At 62.9% G+C, this 14,405-nt stretch carries 12 protein-coding genes and 1 riboswitch; of the genes, 11 read left to right on the top strand and 1 reads right to left on the bottom strand.

Going from position 1 to position 14,405, the window contains the following annotated elements; translation table 11 throughout:
* The first annotated feature begins 41 nt into the window (after nucleotides 1-41).
* Both ACUVTU_RS12170 and ACUVTU_RS12165 read left to right on the top strand, forming a co-directional pair.
* Nucleotides 42-836 carry a TatD family hydrolase gene (locus ACUVTU_RS12170; protein WP_445890230.1) on the top strand — a complete coding sequence of 265 codons (795 nt, stop codon included), beginning with the start codon at nucleotides 42-44 and terminating at the stop codon, nucleotides 834-836.
* Between the two features lie 275 nt (nucleotides 837-1,111).
* Complete coding sequence (locus ACUVTU_RS12165; protein ID WP_445890228.1) at nucleotides 1,112-1,690, top strand: Uma2 family endonuclease; 579 nt, start codon at nucleotides 1,112-1,114, stop codon at nucleotides 1,688-1,690.
* Nucleotides 1,691-1,848: 158 nt separating this feature from the next.
* Here ACUVTU_RS12165 and ACUVTU_RS12160 read toward each other — a convergent pair whose 3' ends face one another.
* Nucleotides 1,849-3,213 (bottom strand): alanine/glycine:cation symporter family protein, encoded by a 1,365-nt coding sequence (locus tag ACUVTU_RS12160; RefSeq protein ID WP_445890227.1) that lies wholly within the window; start codon nucleotides 3,211-3,213, stop codon nucleotides 1,849-1,851.
* A gap of 163 nt (nucleotides 3,214-3,376) precedes the next feature.
* Nucleotides 3,377-3,464: riboswitch (glycine riboswitch) on the bottom strand.
* A gap of 267 nt (nucleotides 3,465-3,731) precedes the next feature.
* Between ACUVTU_RS12160 and ACUVTU_RS12155 the strand changes: the two genes are divergently transcribed.
* The 9 genes from ACUVTU_RS12155 to ACUVTU_RS12115 all read left to right on the top strand — a co-directional run bounded on the left by ACUVTU_RS12155 (nucleotide 3,732) and on the right by ACUVTU_RS12115 (nucleotide 14,243).
* Nucleotides 3,732-5,897 carry a GAF domain-containing protein gene (locus tag ACUVTU_RS12155; protein WP_445890226.1) on the top strand — a complete coding sequence of 722 codons (2,166 nt, stop codon included), beginning with the start codon at nucleotides 3,732-3,734 and terminating at the stop codon, nucleotides 5,895-5,897.
* A 12-nt stretch (nucleotides 5,898-5,909) separates the two neighbouring features.
* Nucleotides 5,910-7,373 carry a sigma-54-dependent transcriptional regulator gene (locus ACUVTU_RS12150; protein ID WP_445890225.1) on the top strand — a complete coding sequence of 488 codons (1,464 nt, stop codon included), beginning with the start codon at nucleotides 5,910-5,912 and terminating at the stop codon, nucleotides 7,371-7,373.
* A 259-nt stretch (nucleotides 7,374-7,632) separates the two neighbouring features.
* On the top strand, nucleotides 7,633-8,124 hold the full coding sequence (locus tag ACUVTU_RS12145) for a 4Fe-4S dicluster domain-containing protein (RefSeq protein ID WP_445890229.1): 492 nt from the start codon (nucleotides 7,633-7,635) through the stop codon (nucleotides 8,122-8,124).
* Nucleotides 8,102-10,033 carry an aldehyde ferredoxin oxidoreductase family protein gene (locus ACUVTU_RS12140; protein WP_445890224.1) on the top strand — a complete coding sequence of 644 codons (1,932 nt, stop codon included), beginning with the start codon at nucleotides 8,102-8,104 and terminating at the stop codon, nucleotides 10,031-10,033. Before ACUVTU_RS12145 ends, ACUVTU_RS12140 begins: the two co-directional genes overlap by 23 nt.
* Before the next feature lies 1 nt (nucleotide 10,034).
* Nucleotides 10,035-10,334 carry a MoaD/ThiS family protein gene (locus ACUVTU_RS12135; protein ID WP_445890223.1) on the top strand — a complete coding sequence of 100 codons (300 nt, stop codon included), beginning with the start codon at nucleotides 10,035-10,037 and terminating at the stop codon, nucleotides 10,332-10,334.
* A 45-nt stretch (nucleotides 10,335-10,379) separates the two neighbouring features.
* Nucleotides 10,380-11,120: a HesA/MoeB/ThiF family protein gene (locus tag ACUVTU_RS12130; protein WP_445890222.1), complete on the top strand. Its 741-nt coding sequence runs from the start codon at nucleotides 10,380-10,382 to the stop codon at nucleotides 11,118-11,120.
* Between the two features lies 1 nt (nucleotide 11,121).
* Complete coding sequence (locus tag ACUVTU_RS12125; RefSeq protein ID WP_445890221.1) at nucleotides 11,122-11,595, top strand: NADH-quinone oxidoreductase subunit NuoE family protein; 474 nt, start codon at nucleotides 11,122-11,124, stop codon at nucleotides 11,593-11,595.
* The gene (locus ACUVTU_RS12120; protein WP_445890220.1) at nucleotides 11,585-13,474 is read left to right on the top strand and encodes an NADH-ubiquinone oxidoreductase-F iron-sulfur binding region domain-containing protein; all 1,890 of its coding nucleotides are present in this window, start codon (nucleotides 11,585-11,587) and stop codon (nucleotides 13,472-13,474) included. Before ACUVTU_RS12125 ends, ACUVTU_RS12120 begins: the two co-directional genes overlap by 11 nt.
* 13 nt (nucleotides 13,475-13,487) lie before the next feature.
* On the top strand, nucleotides 13,488-14,243 hold the full coding sequence (locus ACUVTU_RS12115; protein WP_445890219.1) for a 2Fe-2S iron-sulfur cluster-binding protein: 756 nt from the start codon (nucleotides 13,488-13,490) through the stop codon (nucleotides 14,241-14,243).
* Nucleotides 14,244-14,405: the final 162 nt, after the last annotated feature.

The raw sequence follows: 14,405 nt of genomic DNA, 5'->3' as shown, positions 1-14,405 counted from the left end.
TATATATCAAAACCCAAAATATAAATCAAGCACTGGAGACCATGCTCATGTCCACAGATTCCCGGCCCATGCTCATAGACACCCACGCCCACCTGGACGACCGCAAATTCGCCGCCGATCTGCCCGCCGTGCTGCAGCGGGCCAGACAGGCCGGCGTGGTGCGCATCATCAACGCCGCCTACGACCTGCCCTCCTGCCGGCGGGCCGTCGCCCTGGCCGAGGAGCACACCATGATCTACGCCCTGGTGGGCATCCACCCCCACGATGCCGGGCGCCTGCCCGCCGACTATTTGCAGCAGCTGGCCGAGCTGGCCGGGCACAAAAAAGTGCTGGCCATTGGCGAGATCGGCCTGGACTACTACCGCGACCTGTCGCCCCGGCCGGTGCAGCAGCAGGTCTTCCGCCAGCAGCTGGACCTGGCCCGCCAGCTGGATCTGCCCGTGGTCATCCACGACCGGGACGCCCACGGCGACATTTTGAGCATCCTGAAAAACGATGGCGTGCCCCGGCGGGGCGGCGTCATGCATTGCTTTAGCGGCAGCTGGGAAATGGCCCAGGAGTGCATTAAGCTGGGCTTTTACATCTCCCTGGCCGGGCCGGTGACCTATCCCAATTCCCGAAGGCTGCAGGAGATTGCCGCCCGCCTGCCTTTAGAGCGCCTGTTCATCGAGACCGACTGCCCCTACCTGGCCCCCCAGGCCCACCGCGGCCAGCGCAATGAGCCGGCCTATGTGGCCCTGGTGGCGCAGGAAATCGCCCGCCTGCGGGGCATAGAGGTGGATGCCCTGGGCCGGGCGGTGGTAGCCAATGCGGCGGCTTTGTTCGGGGAAATATGATGCTCAAGGCCTCCACCGGCACCGGGGAGGCAAACAAGGAAGGTTTGCCGAGCAAAAAGCCAGAAAGGTTTATGGAAAAGAAAGGTTTGCGGAAAAGGAAAACCCTGGCTGAACACGGCCGGGGTTTTTTGTAGATATATGGAAATAATAGCAACCAGTCTGGTATAATTAATTTTAACAACCGGACGCACCGGGAGCCGGCAGCCGGTCCGGCATGGCCCGGCACTGCCCGGGGAAGCCCTGGCTGCAAATTAATTTCGATGGGAGGAATGATTATGCTGGCAGTTTCACCCTCCAAAGACGGGCGTTACACCTATGGCGACTACCTGGGCTGGCAGGATGAAAAGCGCTGGGAGCTGATTGGCGGGGTGCCTTACCTGATGACTCCCTCTCCCGGTCGCCGGCACCAGCTTTTGCTGGGCAGGCTTTATCTGAGTCTGTCCGGCCAGTTGGAAAGGGGAACCTGTCAAGTATACATGGCCCCTTTGGATGTGCGCCTGCCCGAGCCCGGCCAGAGCGACCGGGAGGCGGTCAATGTGGTGCAGCCCGACCTTTTGGTGGTGTGCGACCCGGGCAAGCTGGACGAGCGGGGCTGTCTGGGCGCTCCCGACCTGGTGGTGGAAATTGTCTTTCCTGCCTCGGCCCGCCGCGACCTGAGCCTGAAATTTGACCTGTACGAGCGGCACGGCGTGGGCGAATACTGGATCGTCTTCCCCCTGGACCGCACTGTGCATGTCTACCGCCGGGATGAGCAGGACCGCTATGCGCTGAGCGGCGAGTATACTCCTCCCGATGTGCTGACCACACCCCTGCTGCCCGGCCTGGAAATTAATCTGGCAGAGGTTTTTGCTTGATTAAACTGGCGCAGGTTTGAGCATAATAAGCCCCCTGTGGGGGATATTGTCCCGCCACAGGGGGCTTTTCTATCAAGAGCGTTTTTCTGCAGCTTTGTTCAGGCATCAGGAATCTGCTCTATTATTTTCCGACGACCGACGTCCAACATTGATAAACGCTACATGGGCAGGCTGCTACCCTGCTCCCGCTGGCGCAGGGCGATGAAGTCTTTAGTCTCCTTAACCACCACACCGCTCAAAGCCAAAAGGCCAATCAGGTTGGGCACCGCCATCAGGCCGTTTAACACGTCGGCCAGGTTCCACACCAGGGGCAGCTTGACCGTGGTGCCCACAAAGACCGCAATCACCCACAGCCAGCGATAGGGCAGGAGCACCCGGCTGCCCAGCAGATACTGGGCGCACTTTTCGCCGTAATAGGCCCAGCCCAGCACAGTGGAATAGGCGAACAGGATGATGCCAATGGCCACAATATATTTGCCCACGCCGGGCAGGCCGGTTTCAAAGGCCAGGGTGGTGAGCTTGGCCCCGGTTTCGCCCGAGGACCAGACATTGGTGATGGCCAGCACCAGGCCGGTGATGGAGCAAACCACAATGGTGTCCAGGAAGGTACCGGTCATGGAGACCAGGGCCTGCCGGCCGGGGTGGTCGGTCCTGGCCGCGGCGGCGGCAATGGGCGCGCTGCCCAGGCCGGCCTCGTTGGAGAAGACGCCCCGGGCCACTCCGTAGCGCAGCGCCATCATTACTGTGGCGCCGGCAAAACCGCCGGCGGCGGCTTGGCCGGTAAAGGCCGCTTTGAGAATCAGAGCAATGGCTGCGGGCAAAAGGTTAATGTTCATGATGATAATAATCAGTCCGCCGGCAATGTAGAAAACCGCCATAATGGGCACCAGAAAACCGGTAACCCGGCCGATGCTCTTGATCCCGCCGATGATTACCAGGGCGGTGAACACGGCCAGCACCAGGCCGGTGATCCACATGGGCAGGCCAAAGGTGCCGTGCATGGCTTCGGCCACCGAGTTGGACTGCACCATGTTGCCAATGCCAAAGCCGGCTATGGCTCCAAACAAAGCAAAGAGGGCCCCCAGCCATTTTAAACCCATGCCCCGGGCGATGAAGTACATGGGGCCGCCGGCCATTTCGCCGTTTTCATCCACTACCCGGTATTTGACGGCTAAGATAGCCTCGGAATACTTGGTGGCCAGACCCACCAGGGCGGTGACCCACATCCAGAACACCGCGCCCGGCCCGCCCAGGGCCACGGCGGTGGCCACGCCGGCGATGTTACCCGTGCCGATGGTGGCGGCCAGGGCGGTCATCAGGGCCTGGAAGTGGCTGACATCGCCCTGGGACTTCTGATCCTGGTGGCGGGAGAAGGCCAGTTTTAAGGCGTAAGGCAACGCGGTGAAGCTGTAGAAGCCCAGGCGCAGGGTGAGGAAGAGGCCTGTCCCCACCAGCAGCACCAGCATGGGCGGCCCCCAGACGATGCTGCCGGCCTTGTCCAGAAAGGCCATGATTTTGTCCATGTGTTCAATGTTCCCCCTTTTTCTTCAGTGTACTGGTTGATGAAATAAAAACAATAAAAAATTCGGCAATGGGGGGGTATCCCGGTAGCTTACCCTTATTCACCTCCCCAATATTTTGCCGGGTCTGGGCGGGGCAAATAAAAAACAGAGCCTTCCCCGGTGGGGTAATGGCTCTGTCCTTTTACCTGAGAGATTTACTCCTTCGGTGTCCCGCGCCGCAACCGGGCAGGGAGCTCTCCAGAGGGGTGTCAGCGGCAGTAGGCTGGCCTGAAAGTTTCACGGGCACCATCCCCTGTGATGCCGGCTTGCTTCTTCGGCGTTCCCCAGCCAGGGGAACTCTCCTGCCTGCTTCATCCACCATTAATATGCCCTTGTGTCTAAATTATACTTCGTGTCAGATAATTATTGCAATAACCAAAATTGAGCGTTTTGGCTGGAAGGTTGAAGGTAATTTTGATATGATTTAACATAATCAGGTATTCGGAGATTAAGGTGAAGCTGGAAAAAGGTGATACAGATTGTTAAACCAGTCCCTGGTGGAACAATTGCTGCGGCGCAATCTGCAGCTGGAGATTATCTGCCAGATTGCCCGTTCGGTGACCGTGAATACCCCCTTCACCGAACTGCTGGACAGTGTAACCGGGCGGCTCAGGCAGGTGGTCAGCTATGATCTGCTCAGTTTTTGTTTGCTGCAGCAGGGGCGGCTGGTGATTCACAGCGGTGTGCCCCGCAACACTCCGGTGCTGTATGAGGGCTGGGTGCTGGACCGGGCCGATTCCCTGCCCTGGCGGGTGATTGAAAACCGGCGCGCTCTGCGGGTGGAGGATGTGCAGCTGCCGCCCGGCTATGCCGAAAGCGGGGACCTGGCCGTGCTGGGCATCCGGGCGGTGGTGATTGTGCCGCTGGTGGTGCGGGAGCGGGTGCTGGGGACGCTCAACCTGGGCAGCTGCCGGCCAGGCATGTATAACCGGGATGACGAGGCCTTTTTGCAGCAGGTGGCCGACCAGCTGGCCCTGATCTTGGAAAACGCCCGCCTGTACAGCCGGGCGGTGCGCTTGAAAGAGCGCTGGCAGGAGAGCTTTCAGCTGGCCCGGCGTCTGGCCCGCCAGGCCCGGCGGCGCAATGTGCAGCTGGAGGCGGCGGGAGGTCTTTCCCGCAGTATTACTGTGCAGATGTCCTTTCAGGACATGGTCAAAGAGGTGGCCCTGCGCCTGGGGCAAATGGTGCCCCATGATTTGCTCAGTTTTTGCCTTTTAGAGGAAGGACGGCTGGTGATCAAGGCCGGGCTGCCGGCCGGGCAGACCCTGCTGGCCGAAGGAACCGTGCTGGAACTGGCGGACAGTGTGCCCGGCCGGGTGGTGCGGGAAGGGCGGCCGGTGCTGCGGCGGGATATTACCGCCGTGGGCGGGGCTTACCGGGAGGACGCCGATCTGGCCCGCCTGGGGATCCGGTCGGCCGTGGTGGTGCCCCTGGCCCTGCAGGGACAGGTGATCGGCACGCTCAATCTGGGCAGCCGGCAAAAGCAGGCCTTTGACCGGGAGGATGTGCTTCTGCTGCAGCTGCTGGCCGATCACCTGGCGGTTTGTCTGGAAAACAGCCGCCTTTTCCAGCGGGAAAGCCATCTGCGCCAGGCCTGGGTGGCTACCTGCCGGGCGGTGGCCGACGCTCTGCTGGTGCTGGACGGGCAGTGCCGGGTGGTGCGCTGCAACGCGGCCTATGAGCGCATGCGCCGGCATTTTCCCGGCCGGGGGGAGCAGGTGTGTTTCTGGCCGGCCGGGTTGGAGGGGGGCTGTCCGGTGGCCCGGGTGCGGGCTACCGGCCGGACGGTGCGGCAGCGGGTGCACTGGCCGGGGGAGATGGTCTGGGAACTGGCCGTATCCCCGGTGACTGGTGTCGAAGAAAAAGAGGCCGGAGGGCAGGAAGTGGTGCTGACCATACGCGATGTCACCCGGCAGGTGCAGCTGCAGTCCCGCCTGGTGCATTCGGCCCGCCTGGCGGCGCTGGGGGAGATTGCCGCCGGGGTGGCGCATGAGCTGAACAGTCCACTTACCGCCATCATTGGTCATGCCAGTTTGCTGCAGCGCAGCGGGGCGGTGCTGCTGCCTGAAAAGCAGGAACTGCTGGCGGGCATTAAGGATTGCGGCCTGCGCTGCCAGAAGATCATTCGCCGCCTGTTAGATTTTTCCCGCCAGCAGGAGGATGCCCCGGAGAGGGTGGAACCGGGCCGGGTGGTTGAGGAGGCTCTGGAACTGGTGGGGCATGCCCTGCGCCGCCAAAAGGTGCAGCTGGTGTGTCAAATACCGGAGCGGTTGCCGCCGGTCTGGGCCCGCCGCCAGCAGCTGTGCCAGGTGCTGGTCAATTTGCTGCTCAATGCTGCTGAGGCCCTGCACGGTACCGGGCGCTTGGGGGTGGAGGTAAAAGTGCTGGCCGGCGGGCAGCGGGTGTACTGGTGTGTGCGCGATGAGGGTTGCGGAGTGCCTGCCGGCTGCCGGGAGAGAATATTTCAGCCCTTTTACACCACCCGGGGCCGGCGGGGCGGTACCGGCCTGGGACTGGCCATCAGCCGGGAGATTGCCCGGGCCCACGGGGGAGAAATTCTGGTGCGCAGCCGGCCGGGACAGGGCAGCACCTTTTGTCTGGTGCTGCCCCGCTGGGCCGGGGAGAAGCTGTTGATTGAACAGTGAGGGGGATGCTGTTTGTCCAAGCCCAGAGTGCTGGTGGTGGATGATGAACGGGAAGTGGGCGTTTTCTTCCGCCACTTGTTGCAGGAGCATTATGAAGTGCTGGTGGCCGCTACGGGACGGGAAATGCAGGAGCTTTTGCGCACCCAGCGCTTTGATTTAACCCTGCTGGACTTAAAGCTGCCCGACAGCGACGGTCTGGATTTGCTCGCCGATTTAAAAAAGCGCTGTCCGGCCTGCCGGGTGGTGATCATGACCGGTTACGGTACGGTGCAGCACACTCTGGCCGCGCTGCGCCTGGGGGCCGAGGAGTATCTGGAAAAGCCTTTTGCCGAGGTCGAGGCCCTGGAAAAGCTCATTCATCGCCTGGCACCGCCGGTGTCGGTAACCACTGCTGAGGCGGGACTGCCGGTGGGGGAAAAGGGCGGAGAAGAAGGCGAGCTTTTTGTGGGGCAAAGTCCGCTGATGCGGCAGTTGCTGGCCCGGGCCGCGGCGGTGGCGCCTACGACGCTGCCTGTGCTGATTGAAGGCGAGACCGGCAGCGGCAAAGAGGTGCTGGCCCGTTTTATCCACCGGCGCAGCCGCCGGCCGGGTCCTTTCTGGGGGGTGAACTGCGCCGCTTTCAGCGATTCCCTGCTGGGCAGCGAGCTGTTTGGCCACGAGCGGGGGGCTTTTACCGGTGCCGGGCAGGCCCGCTGCGGTGTACTGGAGCTGGCCGGTACGGGCACCCTGCTGCTGGATGAACTGGGCGAGGCCGGGCCGCAGCTGCAGGTGCTGCTGTTGCGGGTGTTGGAAACCCGCCAGTTCACCCGCCTGGGCGGCGAACAGCTGCGCCCTTTCGCCGCCCGGGTGCTGGCCACCACCAATAGGGACATCCGGGCGGCCGTGCGGGAAGGGCGTTTCCGCACCGATTTGTATTACCGGCTGAGCGCGGTAACCTTGCAGGTACCGCCCCTGCGCCGGCGGCGGGAGGATCTGCCGGCCCTGGTGGAATACATTCTGCGGCAGCGTTTGGATGTTCCGGTGACCGGCATTTCCCGCCCGGCGCTAAAGCTACTGCAGGAATATGACTGGCCGGGCAATGTCCGGGAACTGCTTTATGTGCTGGCCCGGGCGGCCGTGCACAGCGGCGGGGGAACCATCATGCCCGGCCACCTGCAGCTGCCCTGGGGAGAACCGGAGCAAAGCGCCTGTTCGTATTTACCGTCCTCCCCGGCACCGGTCTCTTCCCCGGCCGCTCCGGCCGGGACTGTGGGCCAGGTTTTGCGCCGGGCCCTGGAGCAGTATCTGGATTCCCTGTCCCCGGACCAGTTGCCCGATCTGCCGGCGGGCCTGCAGGAACTGCGCCAGCTGCAGGAGCATTTTGCCCGCCGGGTGGTGCGGCGAGCCCTGGAGCAGTGCGGAAACTGCCGGCAGCAGGCGGCAGAGCGGCTCAATCTCACCCCCCGCCAGTTGCGGTATTATTTACAGGAAAAATAGATCGGCGTTGCCGCCAATTTGGCGGCACTTTTTTTGTTGCGGCCCGACCTTTCAGGGGTTAGGAGGGGGCGATTAGAGTCCGCCTGCGGGGATCAAAAAGAAGAATCCGCTTGCCTGATGGCGAAATATGTCGAACATGGTACTGTCTGGTGTATGGCATATATATTGCTATAATTTTGAAATCAGCCTGGGGGATCGACCGGAAGGCCGGTGGCGATCTCCTGTACAGAACAGGGAGGCGAGGAGCAAAGTGGAAAAAATGTTGCTGGTGGATTTTCGCCGGTGTACGGGCTGCCGCACCTGCGAAATGGCCTGTTCCCTCCACCACGAGGGCAAATGCAGCCCGCTTTTAGCCCGCAACCGGGTGGTCAAGTTCGAGGCCCGGGGGATCAGTGTGCCCACTACCTGTGCCAACTGCAGCCGGCCGTACTGTATGCTGGTCTGCCCGGTGCGGGCCATCAGCTTGCACCCGGTTACCGGGGCGGTGGTGGTGGATGAACAAAAATGCCTGGGTTGCCGGGCCTGTGCTTTGGCCTGCCCGCTGGGACAGGCCGGGTATCACCCCGAAAAGCAGGTGGCCATGAAGTGCAACCTGTGCGACGGGGATCCGGTTTGTGTGCAGTTCTGTCCTTCCGGAGCTCTGCGCTACGGTTACCTGGATGATTCATTGCAAAACCGGCGGCGGGAATTTTTGGCCCGCCTGCTGGAACAGGAAGGAGGGGGCGCCCATGCTGTACGGCTGGACAGGTAGAAGGTTGCGGGTGGATTTGAGCAGCGGGCAGTGGAGTGTGGAAAATATCCCCGCCGAATGGCGGCAAAACTGGCTGGGCGGGCGGGGATTTAACAGTGCCCTGCTTTACCGGGAGGTGCCACCGGGCACCGATCCCCTGGGGCCGGACAACCGCCTGATCTTCGGGGTGGGGCCGCTTACCGGAACCTTTTCGCCCTGCAGCGGGCGCACTACGGTGACAGCCTGTTCACCGCTGCAGCACCCGCACGGGCCGGGCGATGCCAACATGGGTGGGCACTGGGGGGCCGAACTCAAATTTGCCGGCTACGATCAGCTGGTGGTCCAGGGACGGGCCGACCATCCGGTATACCTGTATATTGACGGTGACCGGGTGGAAATCCGGGATGCCCGGCACCTCTGGGGCAAACTGGTTTCCCAGGCCGATGAACTGCTCAAAGAGGAACTGGGTAACCCCGATGTGCACATCGCTCTGATTGGACCGGCCGGGGAAAACCGGGTGCGCTTTGCCTGTGTAATTAACGATGTGTCCCGGGCTGCCGGCCGCACCGGCATGGGGGCGGTAATGGGGTCGAAAAATTTGAAAGCCGTGGTGGTGCGCGGTACCCGTCCGGTGTCCATCGCCCGGCCCCGGGAGTTTTTCCAGGTGTGCGCCGAATTGCGCCGGCGGATGCAGCAGGACATCATGGTGAAAATGCTCTATGACCAGGGGACCTGGCTTTTGACCATGCCGGCCAACTATGAGCAGGGCTGGTTTTGCTGGCGCAACTTCCAGTCGGGCTATCACCCCCGGGCCGATCTGCTCAGCGGGGAAAACCATCGCGACAAGTTTTTGGCCGCCCGGGAGGGATGTTTTGCCTGTCCCATTTCCTGTGGGCGCTACAGCCGCATTGACCGGGGACAGTATGCCGGTGAGGCCGGGGGCGGGCCCGAATATGAAACTCTGACGGCCATCGGCCCCCGGCTGGGGTTGCTGGATCCGGCGGCCGTGCTGCACAACAGTTTTTTGCTCAATGAATACGGCATGGATTCCTGCTCTACGGGCGGCGCCATTGCTTGGGCCATGGAGTGCTGGGAAAAAGGGCTATTAAACAGCCAGCAGACCGGTGGGCTAGAGTTAAACTGGGGCGATCAAACAGTAATTGACCGGTTGATCAAGATGATTGCGCTGCGCCAGGGGCTGGGGGACATCCTGGCGGAAGGCTCTTTCCGGGCAGCCCGGCACTTTGGTGTGGGTGAAGAGTATACCATGACGGTGAAGGGCAATGACATGTCTCAGGACGACCCCCGGGGGTTGGGATTTGCTTTTGGCATTGGCTTTGCCACCGGACACCGGGGGGCCGATCACCTGCAGGGTCTGCCCTGTCTGGAACTGACCGGGCGCTTTTATCCCGGCTTGGTGGAGAAAATTCTGGGCACCAGTGAGGCCGAGGAGCGCCTGTCTCCGGTGCGCAAGCCCGAGATGCAGTGTTACTGCGAAGATTTGAAAGCGGTAGGCGATAGCCTGACCCAGTGTACGTTTGCCCACAACTGGTCCTATGCTGTGCTCCTGGAGGACATGGCCCGCCTGCTCCAGACGGGTTGTGGCCTGGAGATCGGGCCGGAGGAGCTATTAAAGATCGGCGGGCGCATTGTGCACCTGGAGCGGGCTTACTGGAACCGCTTGCTGGTGGGGCGGCACGAGGATAAAAATCCGGCCCGCTTTACCCGGGAGCCCATGCCCGAAGGACCCAACCAGGGTGTGGTCTTCCCCGAGGAGGAGCTTTTGCCCCGTTATTATGCCGTGCGGGGCTGGGATGCCCAAAGTGGTTTCGTGCAGCCCGAGACTTTGGCGGCCTACGGGCTGGAGGATGTGGCCGCCGAACTGGTTCCGTACCGGGAAAAATATCTGGAGCAGCAGGTGAACCGGTAGCATGCGGGTGCTGCTGCGCTACTACGGTTTTTTCTCCACGCTGACCGGGCGCCTGATGGAAGAAGTGGATTTGCCAGCTGGTTGCACGGTGCAGGAGCTTTTGGACCGGTTGCAGGAACGTTACGGGTATAAATTTATCCGCCTGTGTTACATCCGTCCATTGTACAGCCAGCAGGATTATCTGAATATCAATGTGAATACGCTGGATTTAAACCAAGCCGGGCATTTTCCTGCCGGGCTGGCCACCCCTTTGGCCGAAGGCGATGTGGTTTCCTTTGGCGTAATCGGCGGGGCGGCTTAAAGAGCAGCGGGTGTTTGGCAGGGCGCGGGAAAGGAGGGCCGGGGGATGGAAGTGGGGAGGTATGCCAGGCAGATGGCTGTTCCCGGTTGGGGAGAGAGCGGTCAAGAGCGGCTGGCCCGGGGCCGGGTGGTGGTGCTGGGGCTGGGCGGCGTGGGTTGTATGGCTGCCCTGTATCTGGCGGCGGCCGGAGTGGGCCAGCTCTGGCTGGTAGACGGTGATCGGGTGGAACTGTCCAATTTGCACCGGCAGGTGCTCTATACCATGAGCGATCTGGGCCAATACAAGGCCCGGGCGGCGGAGAGCCACCTGGCCGAGGTCAATCCCGGGGTGCGGTGTCAGGTGGTGGCGCAGCGGGTGGACGAGGAGCAGATGCTTCAGCTGGCCGCCCGGAGCGATCTTTGTCTGGAGGCTCTGGACCGGCCGGCCGACAAGCTGGCGGCGGCCCGGGCCGCCCTGAGGGCCGGTCGCCCCATCGGCCACGCTTTTGTCCAGGAGTACAGCGCCGAGGTTTTTTGGAGCCAGCCGGGCCGCAGCGCCTGCCTGGGTTGCTACTGGCCCCGGGAATACCCCTGCCCGTCCGATATCCCGGTAACGGGGCCGGCGGCGGGTATGGCCGGCATTTTGCTGGCCGGTGCTGCCATAAAGTACCTGCTGCAGCTGAAAACATGGTCCTGGGGGATGCGGACGGTTTATGACCAGTTGCTCAACCGGCAAATGTTGATTCAGGTGGAAAGGCAGCCCGGCTGCCCGCTGTGCGGCCGCCGGGTTGCCGGCAAGGAGGGATAGTTTGTCGGCGGGGGAAATAGAACAACTGCTGGCGGCCTGTCCGCCCGGGGAGGGGCGGCTTTTGGCCTTGCTGGCCGAAGTGCAGAAAAGGTATCGCTACCTGCCCTTCGAGGTGCTGGAGGAGCTGGCTAAAGTCCTGCAAATACCTTTAAGCCGGCTTTTTGCCATGGCTACTTTTTATGCCGCTTTTAGCCTGACCCCCCGGGGGGAGAAGGTGATTGCCCTGTGCCGGGGAACCGCCTGCCACGTGCGCGGGGCGGAACAGGTAGGGCAGGCGCTGGCTCAAAAGCTGGGCATAGCGGTGGGACAGACCACGCCCGATGGGCAATTTACCCTGGAGGAAGTGCGCTGTCTGGGCTGCTGTAGCCTGGCCCCCGTGGTCAGTGTGGACGGCCGGGTATACGGCCGGCTGGGGGCAGACCAGGTGGGCCGGATGCTGGACGGACTGGCGGGGGGTGAGGGAATTGCGCCCTGAAAGCTGGTGGCGGGAGCGGCAGCGGGCGGGCGAGGCGCGCCTTTACCCGGCGCTGGGCAAGGTCAGTGTGGCGCTGGGTTCCTGCGGGCTGGCGGCCGGAGCGGGCGAGGTGCTGGCGGCGCTGAAGGAACGGGCCGGTCAGCACCCCAACCGGGTGCTGGTGGGCAGTACAGGCTGCCCGGGTTTTTGTCAGCAGGAGCCGGTGGTGGCCTGTCAGTTGCCCGGCGGGCCCCGGTTTGTGTACGGGCGGGTAAACCCGCAGCGGGCCGGGGAACTGCTGAGCGCCTTGCTGGCGGGCCGGCCGCTGCGGGAAGGTCTTTTGGGGGTGGTGGCGGCCGACGAGCTTTTTCCCGGGAGACTGCTGGACCGGCCGGGCGGCCAGGTGCCTGCCGGCTGGCCCCTTTTAAGCCAGCATCCCTTTTACCGGGGTCAGACCCGCCTGGTGACCCGCAACTGCGGCCTGATCGATCCCTTTTCTTTGGAAGAATATATGGCCCGGGGCGGCTACCGGGGCCTGAAGCGGGCCTTGTCCATGTCGCCCGAGGAAATTTTGGCCCGGGTGGAACGCTCCGGCCTGCGGGGCCGGGGGGGAGGGGGGTTCCCCACCGCTCGCAAATGGGATCTGACCCGCCAGGCGCCGGGGGAGGTAAAGTATATTATTGCCAATGCCGATGAAGGAGACCCCGGCGCTTATATGGACCGCAGCCTGCTGGAGGGCGACCCCCACGCCGTGCTGGAGGGCATGTTAATTGGAGCCCGGGCTATGGGCGCTACCCGGGGCATTATTTATGTGCGGGCGGAATATCCGCTGGCGGTAAAAACTCTGGAGGAAGCCTGCCGCTGTGCCCGCCAGGCCGGACTTTTGGGACGCAATATCCTGGACAGCGGTTGGGACTTTGATCTGCTGCTGGTACAGGGCCAGGGCGCCTTTGTGTGCGGTGAGGAAACCGCCCTGATTGCCTCCATTGAAGGACGGGCGGGCGAACCGCGTCCCCGGCCGCCTTTTCCAGCCCAGCAGGGGCTTTACGGGTACCCCACCTGTATCAATAATGTGGAAACCTGGGCCAGCGTGCCCCTTTTATTTACCTGGGGCGAGGAAAGTTATGCCGCCCTGGGTACGGCGGGCAGCCGGGGCAGCAAGGTGTTTTCCCTGGTGGGTCAGGTGCGGCGCAACGGTCTGGTGGAGGTAGTCATGGGCACCCGGCTGCGGGATATTGTGGAGGGTATGGGCGGTGGCAGTGGCGCTTATCCCATCAAGGCCGTGCAGACCGGTGGCCCTTCGGGCGGCTGTCTGCCGGCCGCTTTGCTGGATCTGCCGGTGGATTACGAAGCGCTGGGGCGGGCTGGCTCTATTATGGGTTCGGGAGGCATGGTGGTGCTGGACAGCCGCAGCTGCATGGTGGATGTGGCCCGCTATTTTCTCTCCTTTACCAGTGCCGAGTCCTGTGGCAAGTGTCTGCCCTGCCGGGAGGGCACCGGACAGATGCTGCAACTGCTGGAAAAGATCGCTTCCGGCCGGGGGCAGGCGGCCGATTTGGAGCTTTTGGCAGAGCTGGCCGGTGTGGTTAAAGAAACCGCTCTGTGCGGGCTGGGGCAGACCGCGCCCAACCCCGTGCTGTCCACACTGCGCTATTTCCGTGAGGAGTACGAGGCCCATCTGGCCGGCTTTTGTCCGGCCGGGGTTTGTCCGGGATTGTTTGCGCTGCGGGTGGATGAGGAGCGCTGTAGCGGATGTGGTCTTTGTGCCCGCAGTTGCCCGGCCGGGGCGGTGACGGGGCAGTTGCGGCAGCCGCATCAGATTGACGGGGACAAGTGTATCGGTTGCCGGGCCTGCTTGCTGGCCTGTCCCCGGGGGGCCGTGCAGGTGGTGGCGCCTTAAGGAGGGGTGAGCGGTGCAGCTTTGGATTGACGGGGTAGACTACTTTGCCGAACCGGGGGCTACTGTGCTGGAGGTGGCCCGGCGGGAAGGGATCGTCATTCCCACGCTCTGCCACCACCCGGCCCTGCCGCCCTACGGGGCCTGCCGGCTGTGTGTGGTGGAAGTGCTGGAAGGGGGGCGGCCGGGCCTGGCGGCCTCCTGTACCCTGCCAGTGCAGGAAGGGCTGAAGGTGCTCAGCGCTTCGCCCCGGGTGGTGCGGGCCCGCCAGGTGTTGCTGCAGCTGTTGCTGGCCGCTGTGCCCGGGGCGGCCCGCACCCCGGCGGTGCAGCAGCTGATGCAGCAGCTGGGGGTGGCGGATACCCCCTTTGCCCGGCGGCAGGCTGTGGATAGCTGTGTGCTGTGCGGGCGCTGTGTGCGGGCCTGTGCTACCCAGGGAGTGGAGGCCATCGGCTTTGCCTGGCGGGGCCGCTTGCGGCGGGTGACCGCACCCTGGGGCAAGCCGCCTGACCGGTGTGTGGCCTGCCAGGCCTGCGCCCGGGTTTGTCCTACCGGGGTGGTGAACTTTAAGCTGCGGGAGGGGCGGCTGGTGGGCTGGCCCTGGCAGGTGGAAAGAGAAGTAGTGTCCTGTGCGCTTTGCGGCCAGGCCCTGGCCAGTCCGGAGCTGCTCCAGCTGGTGCAGCAGCGCACCGGGGCGGAAGGGGCGCTGCCGCAGCTGTGCGCTGGCTGCCGCCGCCGCCATCTGGCGGCGATTATAAGTGGCGGAAATTAAGCTGGGCCAGCTGTTTGCGGAGGGGGCGTGGTTCTCCTCCGCAAAATTTATGAAAATTTAATTAGGCTATTGTAGGTTCTGATATTCAACTTATGTTAAACTGATATAAACCTGAATCCGTGAAATAAATTTTTAAAAACCATTGATATTCTGCGATATTTA

Source organism: Desulfurispora sp. (assembly GCF_052744395.1).
The sequence above is the reverse complement of the archived record's forward strand: the minus strand, read 5'-3'. Positions and strand labels throughout refer to the sequence as shown.

Excerpts from the sequence above, each read along its gene's own strand:
- ACUVTU_RS12170 (WP_445890230.1), top strand. The coding sequence starts at position 42 with ATGCTCATGTCCACAGATTCCCGGCCCATGCTCATAGACACCCACGCC.
- ACUVTU_RS12165 (WP_445890228.1), top strand. The coding sequence starts at position 1,112 with ATGCTGGCAGTTTCACCCTCCAAAGACGGGCGTTACACCTATGGCGAC.
- ACUVTU_RS12160 (WP_445890227.1), bottom strand. The coding sequence starts at position 3,213 with ATGGACAAAATCATGGCCTTTCTGGACAAGGCCGGCAGCATCGTCTGG.
- ACUVTU_RS12145 (WP_445890229.1), top strand. The coding sequence starts at position 7,633 with ATGTTGCTGGTGGATTTTCGCCGGTGTACGGGCTGCCGCACCTGCGAA.
- ACUVTU_RS12140 (WP_445890224.1), top strand. The coding sequence starts at position 8,102 with ATGCTGTACGGCTGGACAGGTAGAAGGTTGCGGGTGGATTTGAGCAGC.
- ACUVTU_RS12135 (WP_445890223.1), top strand. The coding sequence starts at position 10,035 with ATGCGGGTGCTGCTGCGCTACTACGGTTTTTTCTCCACGCTGACCGGG.
- ACUVTU_RS12130 (WP_445890222.1), top strand. The coding sequence starts at position 10,380 with ATGGAAGTGGGGAGGTATGCCAGGCAGATGGCTGTTCCCGGTTGGGGA.